This window comes from Burkholderia sp. EMB26 (assembly GCF_024730645.1).
In the GTDB taxonomy this organism is placed as follows: domain Bacteria; phylum Pseudomonadota; class Gammaproteobacteria; order Burkholderiales; family Burkholderiaceae; genus Burkholderia; species Burkholderia cenocepacia.
The window spans coordinates 3,453,334-3,468,352 of record NZ_CP078070.1 but is presented as its reverse complement, the minus strand read 5'-3'; the positions used below and the strand labels follow the sequence as shown (position 1 = coordinate 3,468,352).

The following is a 15,019-nucleotide window of genomic DNA, read 5'->3' as shown; positions in this document are numbered from 1 at the left end:
TGCGGCAGGCGGGCGCGCAAAGGGCGCCGAAGGCGGCGAGAGCGCAGGCACGCACATGACGGCGCACCCGCGCATGTTTCGCGGCAGGGTCAGTACAGGCTCGGCTCGCCGGGCGGGCGCGTCTTGAAGCGCTTGTGCACCCAGTAATACTGCTCGGGCATCAGCGGAATCTGCTCCTCGAGGAATTCGTTCATCCGCCGCGCGTCGAGATCGTCGTCGCCGGTCGGGTAGTGATCCCACGGCTTGAACACCCTCAGACGATAGCCCTTGTAGTTCGGCAGCACCTCGCCGATGAACGGCACGACCTGCGCGCGGCCCGTCTTCGCGAGCCGGCCGACGGCCGTCAGCGTGCAGGCCGGCACGCCGAAGAACGGGACGAACGTCGAGTTGCGCAGCCCGTAATCCATGTCCGCGCCGAGCATCACCGGCTTGCGGTCGCGCAGCCAGCGCAGCACGACGCGCGCGCTGTCCGCGCGGCCGACCATCTCGGCGTCGAAGCGCCCGCGCGCCTTCTTCGCCTCTTCCTCCAGCACCGCGTTCGAGAACGGCTGGTACAGCGATCCGCAGCGGCGGTGCAGCGAACGGTTGAGCCAGATCGAACCGGCCTCGATGCCGACGAAGTGCAGGCCGAGGAACAGCGTCGGCGGCAGGTCGGGATCGGTGAGATCGACCGCGCTGTCGACCCGGATCAGCTTCGCGAGCTTCTTCTCCGAGCCGAACCACTGCACGCTGCGCTCGACGTAGCTGCGGATCGCATGACGGAAATGCTGGCCCGCCACTTCCTCGCGCCGCTCGTCGCTCCAGTCCGGGAAGCAGAGTTTCAGATTCGTATGTACGATGCGCTTTCGCCGGCTGGGGATCTGATACAGCAGCCAGCCGAGGCCATCGCCGAACCGTGCGGTCAGACCGTACGGCAGCAGGGCGAGCAGCTTCAGCAAGCCGATGGCGAGGTGCGTGCCGAGGCGGCCTAGCATGCGGAATCTCCGTAGGGCCGGCTGGCCGGCACGTTGCGAACAGGGTGGTAAGACAGCGGAAGATGCAGCACGGGCGGCGCTCTGTGACAATTCAGGAAAGCCGCTATAATACGGGCTTCGCCGAGTTAACTGACAACTTGCGGGGCGAAGCCGGTTGGCGCGACACGCGCTGCCCGGTCCTGGTAATCCGCTAAAGCGTCGCCGCTTCAGGCCCAACGAAGCTGGCTACGTGAAACCAACCGTAACCACACAGGAGCCTGAAAAAGTGGCAAACGATTATCTCTTCACGTCCGAATCCGTCTCCGAAGGCCATCCGGACAAGGTCGCGGACCAAATCTCGGACGCGATTCTCGACGCCATCCTCGAGCAGGACAAATATTCCCGCGTTGCGGCGGAAACGCTGTGCAACACGGGTCTCGTCGTGCTGGCCGGTGAAATCACCACGACGGCCAACATCGACTACATCCAGATCGCGCGCGATACGATCAAGCGCATCGGCTACGACAACACCGACTACGGCATCGACTACAAGGGTTGCGCGGTGCTCGTCGCGTACGACAAGCAGTCGCCGGACATCGCGCAGGGCGTCGATCGTGCACACGACGACAACCTCGATCAAGGCGCGGGCGACCAGGGCCTGATGTTCGGCTATGCGTGCGACGAAACGCCGGAACTGATGCCGCTGCCGATCTACCTGTCGCACCGCCTCGTCGAGCGCCAGGCCAGCCTGCGCCGCGACGGCCGCCTGCAATGGCTGCGTCCGGACGCGAAGTCGCAGGTCACCGTGCGCTACGTCGACGGCAAGCCCGATTCGATCGACACCGTCGTGCTGTCGACGCAGCACGCACCGGACATCGAGCTGCCCGCGCTGCGCGAAGCCGTGATCGAGGAAATCATCAAGCCGACGCTGCCGGCCGACCTGATCAAGGGCGACATCAAGTTCCTCGTGAACCCGACCGGCCGGTTCGTGATCGGCGGCCCGCAGGGCGATTGCGGCCTGACCGGCCGCAAGATCATCGTCGATACCTACGGCGGCGCCGCACCGCACGGCGGCGGCGCGTTCTCGGGCAAGGATCCGTCGAAGGTCGACCGTTCGGCAGCGTATGCCGGCCGTTACGTCGCGAAGAACATCGTCGCCGCCGGCCTCGCGTCGCGCGCGCTGATCCAGGTGTCGTACGCGATCGGCGTGGCCGAGCCGACCTCGGTGATGGTCAACACGTTCGGCACGGGCCGCGTGTCGGATGCGGTGATCACGAAGCTCGTGCGCGAGCATTTCGACCTGCGTCCGAAGGGCATCATCAAGATGCTCGACCTGCTGCGCCCGATCTACGAGAAGACGGCAGCTTACGGCCACTTCGGTCGCGAAGAGCCGGAATTCTCGTGGGAAGCGACCGACAAGGCGCTCGCACTGGCCGAAGCGGCCGGTGTGGAGCCGACGGCACGCGTCGCGTAAGCGTCGTCCGCCCGAAATGAAAAACCCCGGCCAAGCCGGGGGTTTTTTTATGGGTTTCGATCGTCGAAGCAATGGCGGCGATCGGGGCGGGCCGTGCCCGCCAGACACTCGCTCAGCGCGCGCCGAACCCGAACCAGCCGTTGCTCGCGGCAAGGCGGCGCGGGCGGTTGACGCGGCGCTGCGGGCCGAGCGTGCGGCGCAGCGCGAGCGCGCGCAGCGACGACGGCTTCTGCAGCAGCGAGCGCAGGCCGGCGCGGCGGGCGAACGCCTGCGCGCTCATCATCGAGAAAAACGCGTGGAACCACGCGCGGATGCCGTCCAGCCGGCTGTGCGTGTGCGTACGCTCGGCCAGCGCCTGCGTGCGTGCGCGGTGATGGCGCAGCGAGCGGGCAGGAGCGGACGGCACGACGCGCTTCGCAGCGCGGTTGAAACGGGAAGTCAGACGGAATGGCATGTGAACGATGCTTCGCTTGTATGGGTGGCGCCCTGGAGAGCGCACTGGTATGAACGGCCTCGGATGGCACAACGGATCTTACCGAAACCCGTTGCGCGCCGCGCCCGCCAGAATTGACAGGCCGCGTCAGGCTACAGGGGATTCATGACGGGCAAAAGTCGCGATAAACCCTTGTGCCGCAAGGCGTGTGCCGCATACCGCCTGTCGCTCAGGCAGGTGCCGCGCCGCACAGTTCCCTTGAGCTGGATCAAATCCGCGATTGGCATGCCCCTGCGCACGACAATGGTGCTGTTCGCGGTATCCGGCGCCGATTTACAATCGTCACATTCACACAATAAACGTCTGGCATCCCATGTCGTCTCCATTGCAGTCGGAATCGATCCGCGCGCAAGTCGCGGAATTGCGCGAGCGCGGCTTCGTCGTCGCGCGCGGCCTCGTCGGCGAAGCGCAGTGCGCGGCGCTCCGGCAGATCGCGGAGCGCCAGTTGCGGGAGGCCGCCGAGCCGATCGAGTTCGAGGCCGACCTGCGCTACCCGGGCGCGCCCGAATCGAAGCACGCGCCGGGCGGGCATACGGTGCGGCGGCTGCTCGATGCGTATTCGCGCGATCCGGCGTTTGCGGAGCGCGCGATCGCGCCCGAAATCGGCGCGTGGATGCGCGCGTATTTCGGCGAGGAGCCGGTGCTGTCGCGTGCGCATCACAACTGCATGATGACGAAGCATCCGGCGTACGGCAGCCTGACCGGCTGGCATCGCGATTTCCGCTACTGGGCGTTCGAGCGCCCGGACATGGTGTCGGTGTGGCTCGCGCTCGGGCCCGAAACCAACGAGAACGGTGCGCTGTGGCTCGTGCCGGGTTCGCATACGGCCGAATTCGGGCCGGAAGCCTTCGATGACGCGAAATTCTTCCGCAGTGATGTGCCGGAGAACCGCAGGATGATCGAAGCGGCCACCTGTCCGCCGCTGCAGACGGGCGACGTCGTGTTCTTCCACTGCAACACGCTGCATTCGGCCGGGCAGAACCGTTCCGACCAGGTGAAGTTCTCGCTCGTGTACACGTACCACGGCGCAAGCAACCGGCCGGTGCCCGGCACGCGCTCGGCGTCGAAGCCGGAAGTGCAGTTCTAGGCGCGGCTCCGGCGGCGCGGCGCGGGCGCGGTCGCGATGCGCAGGCGATGCGGGTGCATCGCGGGCGAACGAGAATGAAGCAACGGGCGGCCAGGCCGCCCGTTTCGTTTGATGCGGCCCGCGCGCGTGATGCGAGTCGTACGTGCGTCGCGCTGCGGCGCGATCAGCGCTTGCCGCCCGGCATCGCGAGGCCGATCAGGCCGACGAACGACGCCACGGCGCCGCCGGCGATCAGCAGGATCGTCTTCGTCGCGGGTGAGCCGGTGAAGAAGCGCGACACGTTGTCGTTGATCGAATGGAACGACTGGCCGCCGAAATACAGCAGCACGACGCCGCCGACGAGCAGTGCAACCGAGATGACCCGGGACATACCAACCTCGCTGAAACGGTGATTCGAGACGCCGCAGTGTAGGCGAGCGCCGCGGTCGCGTCCATCGTCGCGCCGCCGTGCGTGATCCGGCCGCTTTCGCTACCATAGTCGTCGTATGACTCCTTCGCCGCCGTCGCGTCATTGGCGTGGCCGGCGCGCGTCCCTTTCCCCGATGTCCTGACGGAACAGACTCATGGCCTACGAAGCAGCTTCCGAACGTTATGCCGGCATGCAATACCGCACCTGCGGCAAGTCCGGGCTCAAACTGCCCGCCCTGTCGCTCGGCCTGTGGCACAACTTCGGCGATTCGACGCCGATCTCGACGCAGCGCGAGATCCTGCGCACCGCGTTCGACCTCGGCATCAACCACTTCGACCTCGCGAACAACTACGGGCCGCCGTACGGCAGCGCCGAAACCAACTTCGGCCGGCTGCTGAAGGAGGATTTCCGGCCGTATCGCGACGAGCTGCTGATCTCGACGAAGGCCGGCTGGGACATGTGGCCGGGGCCGTACGGCAGCGGCGGCGGGTCGCGCAAGTACGTGCTCGCGAGCCTCGACCAGAGCCTGCAGCGGATGGGGCTCGACTACGTCGACATCTTCTATTCGCACCGTTTCGACGCGCACACGCCGCTCGAGGAAACGGCGGGCGCGCTGGCGTCGGCCGTGCAGCAGGGCAAGGCGCTCTACATCGGCATTTCGTCGTATTCGGCCGCAAAGACGCGCGAGATGGCCGCGCTGCTCGCGCAATACAAGGTGCCGCTGCTGATTCACCAGCCGTCGTACAACATGCTGAACCGCTGGATCGAAGAGGATCTGCTCGGTACGCTCGACGACGTCGGCGCGGGCAGCATCGCGTTCACGCCGCTCGCGCAGGGCTTGCTCACGTCGAAGTACCTGAACGGCGTGCCGGCCGACGCGCGCGTGAACAAGCCGGGCGGCGGCTCGCTGAAGCAGGAGCACCTGAGTGCGGACAACCTCGAGCACGTGCGCAAGCTCAATACGATCGCCGAACGGCGCGGGCAGAGCCTTGCGCAGATGGCGCTGGCGTGGGTGCTGCGTAACGGCCGCGTGACCTCCGCGCTGATCGGCGCGAGCCGGGCCGAGCAGGTGCGCGAGAACGTCGGTGCGTTGCAGAACCTCGAATTCTCGGCGGAGGAACTCGCGGAGATCGATCGTTACGCGACGGAAGGCGGCATCAATCTGTGGGAAAAGCCGTCCACCGATCAGGCGATCTGACCGGAAGTCGATACGGGATGCGAAATATCGTGTCCCGTATCGTCGCCGCACACGCCATGAGGCCCATCGCTGCGGTGCAGCGATGGGCGTCGCGCACGGCGAGGCGCTAGATCAGCGCAGGCAGGCCTTCAACGAGCAATACCGCGACGCCGACGCCGAGAATGACGCCGAGTACGCGCAGCAGGTTGTGACGGAACTGGGTGGCGCACGGTACCGCGCCGAGAAATAGCGCTCCGGCCAGCGCCATCGGAATCAACAGGATGAAGTCGCCGATCGTGAAATAGGTCGTCATGCGTGTCTCCAGTGTCGGCCGAAGTGGGCGCTTCGGTGCTTGCCTGGGCGGCTCCATCCCTGCGGGATATCGGCCTGAAACGGCACGCGTGCGCTCACCCCGGCCCCATGCCGGGTGTTTCTAGTTGGTCCGGCCCGTTACGAGCAGGCCGGTCAATTCGAGTATAGGCAACCGGCGGCGTTTTTCGCTATCCGAACCATTAAAAATCAGTAGAAAGCCCCGCGAATCACGCGTTTTTCGTGCGAACAAGACGAACGCCTTGCGCGTATCTTTCCCGTTCCTTTCGATTTTCGCGGAATCGTCGTATGTGTCCGATACGGGCCGCCGCACCCGTGGGCGCGGCGGCCCGCCGCTCAGGCGCGGTCGGGGTGCGGGCGGGCGGCCGGTGCGCGGAACACGAGCGCGAGCCCGGCGATGATCGCGCCCATGCCGGCGAGCGCGAGCGGCTCGGGCCGGTTGCCGAGCCACACGGCGTCCATCAGCGTGGTGACGACCGGTACGAGATAGAACAGGCTCGTCACGTTGACGAGATCGCCGCGCTGCATCAAGCGGTAGAACAGCAGTTGCGCGATCACCGAAATCACGATGCCGAGCCACAGCAGCGGCACGACGAACGCCCAGCTGATGTCGAACGACACCGGCCGGAACGGCACGATCGCGACGCACAGCGCGAGGCCGATCGCGTTCTGCAGCGGCAGCACGTCGGCGGGCGCCGCGCGCACGCGCTTTTGCAGCAGCGAGCCGACGGTCAGCGCGACGAGCGCCGTCAGCGCGCACGCGATGCCGCCCGCCGACAGGCCGCCCGTCCCGCCGCTCACGCCGCGGCCCACGACGAGCGCGAGGCCGGTGAGCGACAGCGCGAGCCCCGCGATGCGCACCGGTTGCCAACGACGCTCGACGATCGCGAGCGTGAGGATCGGCTGCACGCCGAGGATCGTCGCGAGCACCCCGGGCGCGATGCCGCGCTCGAGTGCGAGCAGATAGAAGATCGAATAGCCGCCCATCATCAGCAAGCCGGTCAGCGCGGCCATGCGCCGCTCGCCGCGCGGCGGCAGCCAGCGTTTGCGCATGAACGCCAGCGCGAGCAGCACGAGCGATGCGAGCGCGAAACGGGCGGTGAGAAAGGCGAACGCGGACGCGTGACGCAGACCGAGTTCAGCGAAGATCGCGCCGCTGCTCCACAGCAGTACGAAGAGCGACGTCGCGCCATGCGCGGCCAGCGCGCGTTTGAACGAAACCATGTGAATCCACCTGTCGAACGGATCGAAACGTTCCATCCGCGCGCGCGGCAACGTGCCGTGCGTCATGACGCACGCACCTGCAGCCCACGGCGCGAAGGGAAGACGAAAACGAAAAGCCGGCGAGTCAGCCGGCGCGTGCCGCCGGAGGGGGCGGCGCGGCGCAGACGAGCGGCGGTGCGACAGGAGGAGGAAGGACCGACGGATGCACGCACGCCTGCGGCCGCGAGTCGAACTGCGGCCGGGATTTTGCGAGGGCGGACGTGAGCGGATACATCGTGTCGGAGTGCGGTTGAACGCGAATGAAAGCTTAAGGTACCGCAAGGCAGCCATCGAGCGCAACTCTTGTCGGCGACTGCATATCGCGAGCGGCGTCGTGCGTCGATGCAGGCCGATGCCGGTACGCACGCAAGCGTTCGACGAACGGTGGAAAGCGATCGACATGCGACGCACGCGACGTGATTCCGGTCGGTCGCGTGCAGTGTTCCGATGATTCGGCAGCGGCGAAGCGAAGCGGCACGCGCGTTGCGTCAATCATGGGCGTGTGGTGGCGCGGTACCGTTTCGGTGGTCAGTCACATTCGACAGGGTATGATGGGGGTAACCGGGCGGGCAAGTACGTGCCCGACGCAGTGGTTGATTGGAGACATTCGACGAATTCGCGGCACTTCGCCTGCTTCTTCTTCTTTTCGCGCTTCGATAAACCGTGAACAATGGGATCACGCGCAACGCTCCGCCGAGAGCGGCGCAGATCGTGCATTTGCCGGCTCGCCAGCGGGCCGGGTTTCAAGATTCAAGAGTGGGGAACCATCATGCATATCGGGTCGATCGTCTGCACTACCCATATCGCGGTGCCGAAAGGCGCGCGCGGCATCGTCCAGCGCATCCTGGGCGACATGGCCATGGTGACCTGGTACGCGGGCGTGCCGGGTGAGTCGAAAGAACTCAACACCGAGCCGTTCTTTCTCGAGGACCTGATCGACACCGGCGAATCCGTTCTGCCGGCCGGCGCGGCGCTTCACTAAGCACCCATCGCACCGGACGCTCGTCTTTCGGTCCGGCAGGCGGCACAATGCGGGGCATGACAGACGCCACCTCCGCTCCCGCTTCTCCCGCCAGCCCGCCGTTCGCCGGCCTCACGCCCGAATGCGTGCTCGACGCGCTCGACAGCGTGCTGATGCCGGCCGGCCTGCGCACCGACGGGCGCTTGCTTGCCCTCAACAGCTACGAAAACCGCGTCTACCAGGTCGGTATCGAAGACGGCCCGCCGGTCGTCGCGAAGTTCTATCGCCCGGCGCGCTGGTCGGACGACGCGATTCTCGAAGAGCATGCGTTCGTCGCCGAACTCGCCGCGCGCGAGATTCCGGCGGTGCCCGCGCGATCGTTCGACGGCCGCACGCTGCACGCGTTCGACGGTTTCCGCTTCTCGATCTTCGAGCGGCGCGGCGGGCGCGCACCCGATCTCGACCGCAGCGACACGCTCGAGTGGCTCGGCCGCTTCATCGGCCGCATTCATGCGGTCGGTGCGACGCAGCCGTATGTCGCGCGTCCCGTGCTCGACATCGGCACGTTCGGCTACGAGCCGCGCGACTACCTGCTCACGCACGATTTCATTCCGGATGACGTAAGACCGGCGTACGAGACCGCGGTCGCGCTGGCGCTCGAAGGCGTCGAGGCGGCGTTCGAGCGCGCGGGCGAGATTCGCCTGCTGCGCACGCATGGCGACTGTCATCCGAGCAACGTGCTGTGGACCGATGCCGGCCCGCATTTCGTCGACTTCGACGATAGCCGGATGGCGCCGGCCGTGCAGGATCTGTGGTTGCTGCTGCCGGGCGATCGCGAAGGCGCGTCGCGCGCGCTGGCGGACCTGCTCGCCGGCTACGAGGATTTCTGCGAATTCGAGCCGCGCGAGCTGTATCTCGTCGAAGCGCTGCGCACGCTGCGGCTGATCCACTACGCGGCGTGGCTCGCGCGGCGTTGGGACGATCCGGCGTTTCCGGCCGCGTTCCCGTGGTTCAACACGCATCGTTACTGGGAAGCGCGCGTGCTCGAACTGCGCGAGCAGATCGGCGCGATGCAGGAAGGGCCGCTCTGGCCCGTGTGACCGTTGCGCGCGCGGCATCCCTGCCGCGCGGCAGGTTGGACAGGGCCGCGACGCGGCCCGTCCGGCTCAGAACTTCAGCATCAGCTTGATCAGCGCGGCGAAGCGCTTGCCGTACGGCGGCGCGAGCAGGTTGCGCGCGTTCAGGCGCGCCTGCGTGAGCACCGGCTTCATCTTCGAGAACGTCACGAAGCCATCGTAGCCGTGGTACGCACCCATGCCGCTCGCCCCGACCCCGCCGAACGGCAAACTGCCGCATGCGATGTGCATCAGCGTTTCGTTGATCGAGACGCCGCCCGAGATCGTTTCGCGCATCACGCGGTCGATCGTGCCGCCATCCTCGTCGAACAGGTACAGCGCGAGCGGACGCGGGCGCGCATTGACGTACGCGATCGCTTCGTCGAGCCGCTCGTACGGCACGAGCGGCAGCAGCGGCCCGAAGATTTCCTCCTGCATCAGTTGCGACGTGGCGGGCACCTGCGTGAGCGCGCACGGCACGAAGCGGCGCGATGCGGGATCGGACTGCGCATCGGACAGCGGATGCAACTGCGCGCCGGCCGCCTGCGCGCCGCTCGCGAGTTGCTGCAGGCGGGCGTAGTGGCGCGGCGACACGATCGTCGTGTAGTCGCCGTTGGCCGACAGGTCCGGATACAGCTTCGCGAAGCGGGTCCGCGCGCGTTCGATGAACGCGCCTTCCATCCCGCGCGGCAGCAGCACGTAGTCGGGCGCGATGCAGGTCTGGCCGGCGTTCAGCGTCTTGCCGGCGACGATCGCATCGACGGCCGCGTCGAAGCGCGCATTCGGGCCGACGATCGCCGGCGACTTGCCGCCGAGCTCGAGCGTGACGGGCGTGAGGTTGTCCGCGGCCGCGCGCATCACGTGGCGGCCGACCTGCGTCGAGCCGGTGAACAACAGGTGATCGAACGGCAGCGCGCTGAACGCGGCGCCGATCTCCGCGTCGCCATTCACGACCGCGACGTGGTCGCGCGTGAAGGTCTTGCCGATGAGCTGCTCGAACAGCGCCGACGTGCGCGGCGTCAGTTCGGACATCTTGATGATCGCGCGGTTGCCGGCGGCGAGCGCGCAGATCAGCGGGCCCGCCGCGAGCAGCACGGGATAGTTCCACGGCACGACGATGCCGACCACGCCGAGCGGCTGCGGAATCACCTTCGCGCGCGCCGGGCGCAGCCACTTGTTCATCGGCTTGCGGATCGGCTTCATCCAGCGCTTGCCGTGCTTCAGCGCGTCGTCGATCTCTTCCTTCGCCATCCAGATTTCCGACAGCAGCACTTCCTGCTTCGCGCGATGGCCGAAATCGGCGCTGATCGCGTCGGCGAGCGCATCCGCGTGATCGATCAGCATCGTGCGCAGCGCGCGCAGGTGCTGCGCACGCGTGTCCCATGCCGGGTACGGTGCGCGCAGGTACGCCGCGCGCTGGTCGTGCAGCAGCGACGTCAGCGCATCGACCGACGGCAGTGCTTGCGGGGCCAGTTCGGGCAGGTCGTTCTTCATGTCGTCTCCTCCAGTTGGGCCTGGCTGATCGGCCGGCCGTCACGCCGCACGCGCACGCTCGGCGAGCGCGGCGACGCGGATCGGGTGATGCGGGTCGCGCGGCACGGGGCCGGATGCGACGGGTGTTCGAAAGCCGGTTGCGGTATGCGGCAAGCGTCGTATCCGCGCGACGGTGTCCCCGTCCGAAAAGTGCGCCGCACGGCAGGCGCGCACGATCCGATACGGTGACGAGCGGGCGCGCGATGCCGTTGCGCGCACGCCTGCCGGTGCACCGCAGCAGGGCCGCGCGACGGGTACGCGACGACCCGTCGCCGCTCATCGTGCAGCGACGTCGACACACCGTCCAAACGGTCGGCGATGGCGCGTGCCGTTCGATTTCCACCGACTGCGCGCATGACGCCGTACGTCGTCGCACAGGCCGCCGTTTGAAATGAAATGCGGGCCGCGCGCGTGACCTCCGGATCATCCGGTCGACACGCGGCCTGCAGGATCTGGCGCTGCATCGTCGTTCCTCCCGTTTCGCGACGAGTCGGCTTCTCGTGGCCGGTGCATCGCGCGAAGCGATTCGATACATCTTAAATTTAGTTCACGCGGGCGTTTAGAGGAATCGCTCTTGAATCCGCGCGCCGCGCACGGGACGGCCATTCCTACAATGCCCGAACACAAGAGGGGACGCGGTCGCGCGGCGGTGCCGGCGCGCCTTCCATGACACGACGGAGACGTGACATGCAATACGACTACATCATCGTCGGCGGCGGTTCGGGCGGCTCGAGCCTGGCCGGCCGTCTCGCCGATGCCTGCCCCGATGCGACGATCGCACTGATCGAGGCCGGCTCGCATACGGAGCGCAACCTGCTGGTCAACATGCCGGTCGGCATCGCGGCGCTGGTGCCGTTCAAGCTCGGCACGAACTACGGCTACGAGACGGTGCCGCAGCCGGGCCTCGGCGGGCGGCGCGGTTACCAGCCGCGCGGGCGCGGGATGGGCGGCTCGAGCGCGATCAACGCGATGATCTATACGCGCGGCCACCCGGGCGATTACGACGAGTGGGCGCAGCTCGGCGCGACGGGCTGGGGCTGGCAGGACGTGCTGCCGTATTTCCGCCGCGCGGAAGGCAACGAACGCGGCGCCGACGCGTGGCACGGCGCGGACGGCCCGTTGACCGTTTCCGATCTGCGCTTTCGCAATCCGTTCTCCGAACGATTCATCCAGGCCGCGCATGCCGCCGGCTATCCGCTGAACGACGACTTCAACGGCGCGACGCAGGAAGGCGTCGGCTTCTATCAGGTCACGCATCGCGACGGTTCGCGCTGCAGCGTGGCGCGCGCGTATATCTACGGCCGCAACCGGCCGAACCTGCACGTGCTCACGGATGCGACGGTGCTGCGCGTCGGCTTCGACGGCAAGCGCGCGGTCGGCGTCGTGGTGTCGCGCAACGGGCGGGTCGAGACGCTCGGCGCACGCGCGGAAGTGATCCTGTCGGCCGGCGCGTTCAATTCGCCGCAACTGCTGATGTGTTCGGGAATCGGCCCGGCGGAGCAACTGCGCCGCCACGGGATCGCGGTCGTGCAGGATGCGCCGGACGTCGGCACGAACCTGATCGACCACATCGATTTCATCATCAACACGCGCGTGAATTCGTCGGAGCTGGTCGGCGTGTGCGTGCGCGGCATCGCGAAGATGACGCCGGCGCTCGCGCGCTATTTCTCGAGCCGCACCGGGATGATGACGAGCAACGTCGCGGAGGCCGGCGGTTTCATCAAGAGCGATCCGTCGCTCGCGCGTCCCGACCTGCAACTGCATTTCTGCACGGCGCTCGTCGACGACCACAACCGCAAGATGCACTGGGGCTTCGGCTATTCGCTGCACGTGTGCGCGCTGCGGCCGTTCAGCCGCGGCACGGTCGCGCTCGCGAGCGGCGATGCGCGCGACGCGCCGCTGATCGATCCGCGCTTCTTCAGCGATTCACGCGATCTCGACCTGCTGGTGCGCGGCGCGCAGGCGATGCGCCGCATCCTGTCGCAGGCGCCGCTCGCGTCGCAGGGCGGGCGCGAGCTGTACACGCGGCCGGACCAGAGCGAAGCGGAGCTGCGCGCGACGATCGTCGCGCATGCGGACACGATCTATCACCCGGTCGGCACCTGCCGGATGGGCTCCGATGCGCGCGCGGTCGTCGATCCGCAACTGCGCGTGCGCGGCGTCGACGGGTTGCGCGTGGTGGATGCGTCGGTGATGCCGACGCTGGTGGGCGGGAACACGAATGCGCCGTCGGTGATGATCGGCGAACGCGCGGCGGACTTCATCGTCGCGGCGCGCCGCGGCGGTGTGCCGCGCGGCGAGGCGGCTACCGCGGTGCACGGCCGCTAGGCGCGGCGCGCGCACGGCACGGCAGCGGCCATGCTCAGGCAAACGTATCGACGAGGCCGGCGCGGCTCGCGCGCGCGGCGACCGGTGCGGATTGCGCGGCGTCGACAGGTGCATCGACGGCTGACGGTCCGCCGTTCCCGCGTCGCGACGACTGGCCGCCGGCGAAAGTCTGCTGCGGGTTGGGCTGCTGTTGCTGCGACGCGAGGCCGCCGTCGCTGACGGTCGCGCTGCCGAGCCCGAGTCCGCCTGCTTCCATCGCTTCGCGCAGCTTCGGCAGCGCGGCTTCGACCGCGTCGCGCACCTGCGCGTGCTGCGACACGAACAGCGCGTGCGCATGGTTGTCCGCAACGCGCAGCACGACCTGCAGCGGCCCGAGATCGGGCGGGTTGAGCGTCAGCTCGGCGCTCTGCTGGTGCGCGTTCGACAGGAACACCACTTTCTGGCTTAGTGCATCCGTCCAGTCGGCCGTGCCGACGTGCGGCGCGAGCGCGTGTGCGTTGGCGGCGGCGATCGCGCCGGCGGCCGGCGACAGTTGCAGGTTTGCCTGCGCGGCGGCGGCAGCCGTGGCGCCCGCCGCGAGCGTCGCGCTGGCGGCCGGGTCCGTCGCGTTGCTGGCTGCCGTGAGCGCGTGCTGGGCGCTGGACTGCGCGTTCGCGTCGGCCTGCAGCGTTTGCGGCGTGACCTGGGTCGGCGCGGGCTGGGTGGCGAGCGCGCCTTTCGCGTCGGCGAGCGTGCGGTCGAACGTCGGCACTTTCGGTGTCAGCGGGGCGGCGGCGTTCGACGCGGTCGCTGCCGGCGTCGTAGTCGTGGCGGCGGCGCTCGTGCCGGTCGCCGGCATCGTGATCGCGCCCGCGCCACCCGTCAGCTTGGCGAGCGCCGCTTGCAGCGCGTCGCGGCTCGATGCCGGGTCGGTTGGCTGCGCGGTCGCGTCCTTGGCCGCATGATCGGCGAGCGTCGCCGTGGCGTCCGGCTGGCCGGACACGGCCGTCTTTTGCGTGGTGGTGGCCGCGGCGGCGGTCGCCGCGTCGGCCGGCGTCGCGGTGTCCGGGCGCGCCTGCAGTTGCGCCTGCACGGCCGCGGCGGCCGCGAGGGCGGCGGCATCGGGGTTCGCGGTGGCGGCGTTCGCGGGCGTGTCGTCGGTCGCCTTGTCGTCGTCGGTGCCGGACGGTTTCGCGCCGGCGGCCGGCTTCGACGAAGCCGGTCTGGTCGACGCGTCCGGCGTACCGGCGTTGGCCGTATCGCCGCGCGTGGCGACGCTTTGCTTGAGCGTCTGCGCGAACGGCACGGCGCTCGTGGCAGCGGCCGCATCGGCGCCGGCGGCGGACGCACCCGAGCCGCGGGCGGCCTTGAGTGCGGCGCCGGCGGTGTCGAGCAGCGCGCCGAGCAGGGGCAGGGGAGGCATGACGGTCCTCTCGTTCGAAGGCGGTGGTCGGTTACGACGAGCGGGCCGCGTCGGCCCGCATGCGCAGGATCTTCGCGGCGTGTTCGTCGGCGTCGCGCTGTTCGCGCCGGGCGTCGCGCTGCGCTTCCTGCGCGATGCCGCGCGCCTGCAGGATTTCATACGAGCCGACGGTACGCTTCTTCTGCTGCCAGTTCGGGCGTGCCTCGTCGATGCGGACTTCGGCCGCGGCGAGCACGCTGCGCTGCTGCGCGATCGCGGCATCGAGCGTGTCGATGAACGCCTGGAAATTGCGCCAGTTGCCGGCCGGCATCCCGCTTTGCGCGGATTGCGCGAAGCGTGCGTGGTATTCGTCGCGATAGCGCAGCAGCGCGTCGAGCTGTTCGGCCGCCGCGGTGCGGTCGCGCTGCGCGGCGCCGAGCTGCTTCGCGGCCGAGTCGAGGTCTTCCTGCGCGCGGTCGAGCAGCAGCTGAAGGGGAAAGCCGTGGGCCATCGGG

15 protein-coding genes are annotated in these 15,019 nt (G+C 68.2%); 6 read left to right on the top strand and 9 right to left on the bottom strand.

All coding sequences use genetic code 11. The annotated features are described in order from the left end of the window. Positions 1-89 precede the first annotated feature (89 nt). Entirely contained in the window at positions 90-974 is an 885-nt protein-coding gene (gene lpxL, locus KU887_RS16350; protein ID WP_062911129.1) for a lauroyl acyltransferase LpxL, read from the bottom strand. 265 nt (positions 975-1,239) lie between these two features. Between lpxL and metK the strand changes: the two genes are divergently transcribed. Then, positions 1,240-2,427, top strand: a complete 1,188-nt coding sequence (gene metK, locus KU887_RS16345; protein WP_006482984.1) for a methionine adenosyltransferase — start codon at positions 1,240-1,242, stop codon at positions 2,425-2,427. 112 nt (positions 2,428-2,539) lie between these two features. Here metK and KU887_RS16340 read toward each other — a convergent pair whose 3' ends face one another. Continuing rightward, positions 2,540-2,881 carry a hypothetical protein gene (locus KU887_RS16340; protein WP_006492161.1) on the bottom strand — a complete coding sequence of 114 codons (342 nt, stop codon included), beginning with the start codon at positions 2,879-2,881 and terminating at the stop codon, positions 2,540-2,542. A 352-nt stretch (positions 2,882-3,233) separates the two neighbouring features. On the opposite strand from KU887_RS16340, the gene KU887_RS16335 reads away from it, so the two are divergent. Continuing rightward, a complete protein-coding gene (locus KU887_RS16335; protein WP_006482801.1) occupies positions 3,234-4,007 on the top strand; it encodes a phytanoyl-CoA dioxygenase family protein in 774 nt (257 codons plus the stop codon). Positions 4,008-4,170: 163 nt separating this feature from the next. On the opposite strand, the gene KU887_RS16330 is transcribed toward KU887_RS16335, so the two are convergent. Further along, a complete protein-coding gene (locus KU887_RS16330; RefSeq protein WP_006482797.1) occupies positions 4,171-4,377 on the bottom strand; it encodes a DUF3185 family protein in 207 nt (68 codons plus the stop codon). Between the two features lie 193 nt (positions 4,378-4,570). On the opposite strand from KU887_RS16330, the gene mgrA reads away from it, so the two are divergent. Further along, positions 4,571-5,614 carry an L-glyceraldehyde 3-phosphate reductase gene (gene mgrA, locus KU887_RS16325; RefSeq protein ID WP_006482799.1) on the top strand — a complete coding sequence of 348 codons (1,044 nt, stop codon included), beginning with the start codon at positions 4,571-4,573 and terminating at the stop codon, positions 5,612-5,614. Positions 5,615-5,720: 106 nt separating this feature from the next. On the opposite strand, the gene KU887_RS16320 is transcribed toward mgrA, so the two are convergent. After that, positions 5,721-5,906, bottom strand: coding sequence for a hypothetical protein (locus tag KU887_RS16320; RefSeq protein ID WP_006482800.1), 186 nt, complete (start codon positions 5,904-5,906; stop codon positions 5,721-5,723). Between the two features lie 353 nt (positions 5,907-6,259). Further along, positions 6,260-7,147 (bottom strand): DMT family transporter, encoded by an 888-nt coding sequence (locus KU887_RS16315; protein WP_062884749.1) that lies wholly within the window; start codon positions 7,145-7,147, stop codon positions 6,260-6,262. A gap of 808 nt (positions 7,148-7,955) precedes the next feature. Between KU887_RS16315 and KU887_RS16310 the strand changes: the two genes are divergently transcribed. Together KU887_RS16310 and KU887_RS16305 are read left to right on the top strand one after the other, a co-directional pair. Continuing rightward, entirely contained in the window at positions 7,956-8,168 is a 213-nt protein-coding gene (locus KU887_RS16310; protein ID WP_006477514.1) for a hypothetical protein, read from the top strand. A gap of 56 nt (positions 8,169-8,224) precedes the next feature. Beyond that, entirely contained in the window at positions 8,225-9,247 is a 1,023-nt protein-coding gene (locus KU887_RS16305) for a serine/threonine protein kinase (RefSeq protein ID WP_124675691.1), read from the top strand. A gap of 66 nt (positions 9,248-9,313) precedes the next feature. Here KU887_RS16305 and KU887_RS16300 read toward each other — a convergent pair whose 3' ends face one another. Then, entirely contained in the window at positions 9,314-10,756 is a 1,443-nt protein-coding gene (locus KU887_RS16300) for a coniferyl aldehyde dehydrogenase (protein ID WP_058901898.1), read from the bottom strand. Continuing rightward, entirely contained in the window at positions 10,753-11,259 is a 507-nt protein-coding gene (locus tag KU887_RS16295; RefSeq protein WP_154817278.1) for a hypothetical protein, read from the bottom strand. Before KU887_RS16295 ends, KU887_RS16300 begins: the two co-directional genes overlap by 4 nt. 223 nt (positions 11,260-11,482) lie before the next feature. Between KU887_RS16295 and KU887_RS16290 the strand changes: the two genes are divergently transcribed. After that, a complete protein-coding gene (locus tag KU887_RS16290; RefSeq protein ID WP_006485445.1) occupies positions 11,483-13,123 on the top strand; it encodes a GMC family oxidoreductase in 1,641 nt (546 codons plus the stop codon). A gap of 34 nt (positions 13,124-13,157) precedes the next feature. On the opposite strand, the gene KU887_RS16285 is transcribed toward KU887_RS16290, so the two are convergent. Together KU887_RS16285 and fliJ are read right to left on the bottom strand one after the other, a co-directional pair. After that, entirely contained in the window at positions 13,158-14,525 is a 1,368-nt protein-coding gene (locus KU887_RS16285; RefSeq protein WP_080331657.1) for a flagellar hook-length control protein FliK, read from the bottom strand. A gap of 31 nt (positions 14,526-14,556) precedes the next feature. Next, positions 14,557-15,015: a flagellar export protein FliJ gene (gene fliJ / locus KU887_RS16280; protein ID WP_006495534.1), complete on the bottom strand. Its 459-nt coding sequence runs from the start codon at positions 15,013-15,015 to the stop codon at positions 14,557-14,559. Between the last annotated feature and the right edge of the window lie 4 nt (positions 15,016-15,019).

What these genes read in the sequence shown, in the direction of transcription:
- lpxL (WP_062911129.1), bottom strand. Translation starts at nt 974, where the DNA reads ATGCTAGGCCGCCTCGGCACGCACCTCGCCATCGGCTTGCTGAAGCTG.
- KU887_RS16340 (WP_006492161.1), bottom strand. Translation starts at nt 2,881, where the DNA reads ATGCCATTCCGTCTGACTTCCCGTTTCAACCGCGCTGCGAAGCGCGTC.
- KU887_RS16335 (WP_006482801.1), top strand. Translation starts at nt 3,234, where the DNA reads ATGTCGTCTCCATTGCAGTCGGAATCGATCCGCGCGCAAGTCGCGGAA.
- KU887_RS16330 (WP_006482797.1), bottom strand. Translation starts at nt 4,377, where the DNA reads ATGTCCCGGGTCATCTCGGTTGCACTGCTCGTCGGCGGCGTCGTGCTG.
- mgrA (WP_006482799.1), top strand. Translation starts at nt 4,571, where the DNA reads ATGGCCTACGAAGCAGCTTCCGAACGTTATGCCGGCATGCAATACCGC.
- KU887_RS16320 (WP_006482800.1), bottom strand. Translation starts at nt 5,906, where the DNA reads ATGACGACCTATTTCACGATCGGCGACTTCATCCTGTTGATTCCGATG.
- KU887_RS16315 (WP_062884749.1), bottom strand. Translation starts at nt 7,147, where the DNA reads ATGGTTTCGTTCAAACGCGCGCTGGCCGCGCATGGCGCGACGTCGCTC.
- KU887_RS16310 (WP_006477514.1), top strand. Translation starts at nt 7,956, where the DNA reads ATGCATATCGGGTCGATCGTCTGCACTACCCATATCGCGGTGCCGAAA.
- KU887_RS16305 (WP_124675691.1), top strand. Translation starts at nt 8,225, where the DNA reads ATGACAGACGCCACCTCCGCTCCCGCTTCTCCCGCCAGCCCGCCGTTC.
- KU887_RS16300 (WP_058901898.1), bottom strand. Translation starts at nt 10,756, where the DNA reads ATGAAGAACGACCTGCCCGAACTGGCCCCGCAAGCACTGCCGTCGGTC.
- KU887_RS16295 (WP_154817278.1), bottom strand. Translation starts at nt 11,259, where the DNA reads ATGCAGCGCCAGATCCTGCAGGCCGCGTGTCGACCGGATGATCCGGAG.
- KU887_RS16290 (WP_006485445.1), top strand. Translation starts at nt 11,483, where the DNA reads ATGCAATACGACTACATCATCGTCGGCGGCGGTTCGGGCGGCTCGAGC.
- KU887_RS16285 (WP_080331657.1), bottom strand. Translation starts at nt 14,525, where the DNA reads ATGCCTCCCCTGCCCCTGCTCGGCGCGCTGCTCGACACCGCCGGCGCC.
- fliJ (WP_006495534.1), bottom strand. Translation starts at nt 15,015, where the DNA reads ATGGCCCACGGCTTTCCCCTTCAGCTGCTGCTCGACCGCGCGCAGGAA.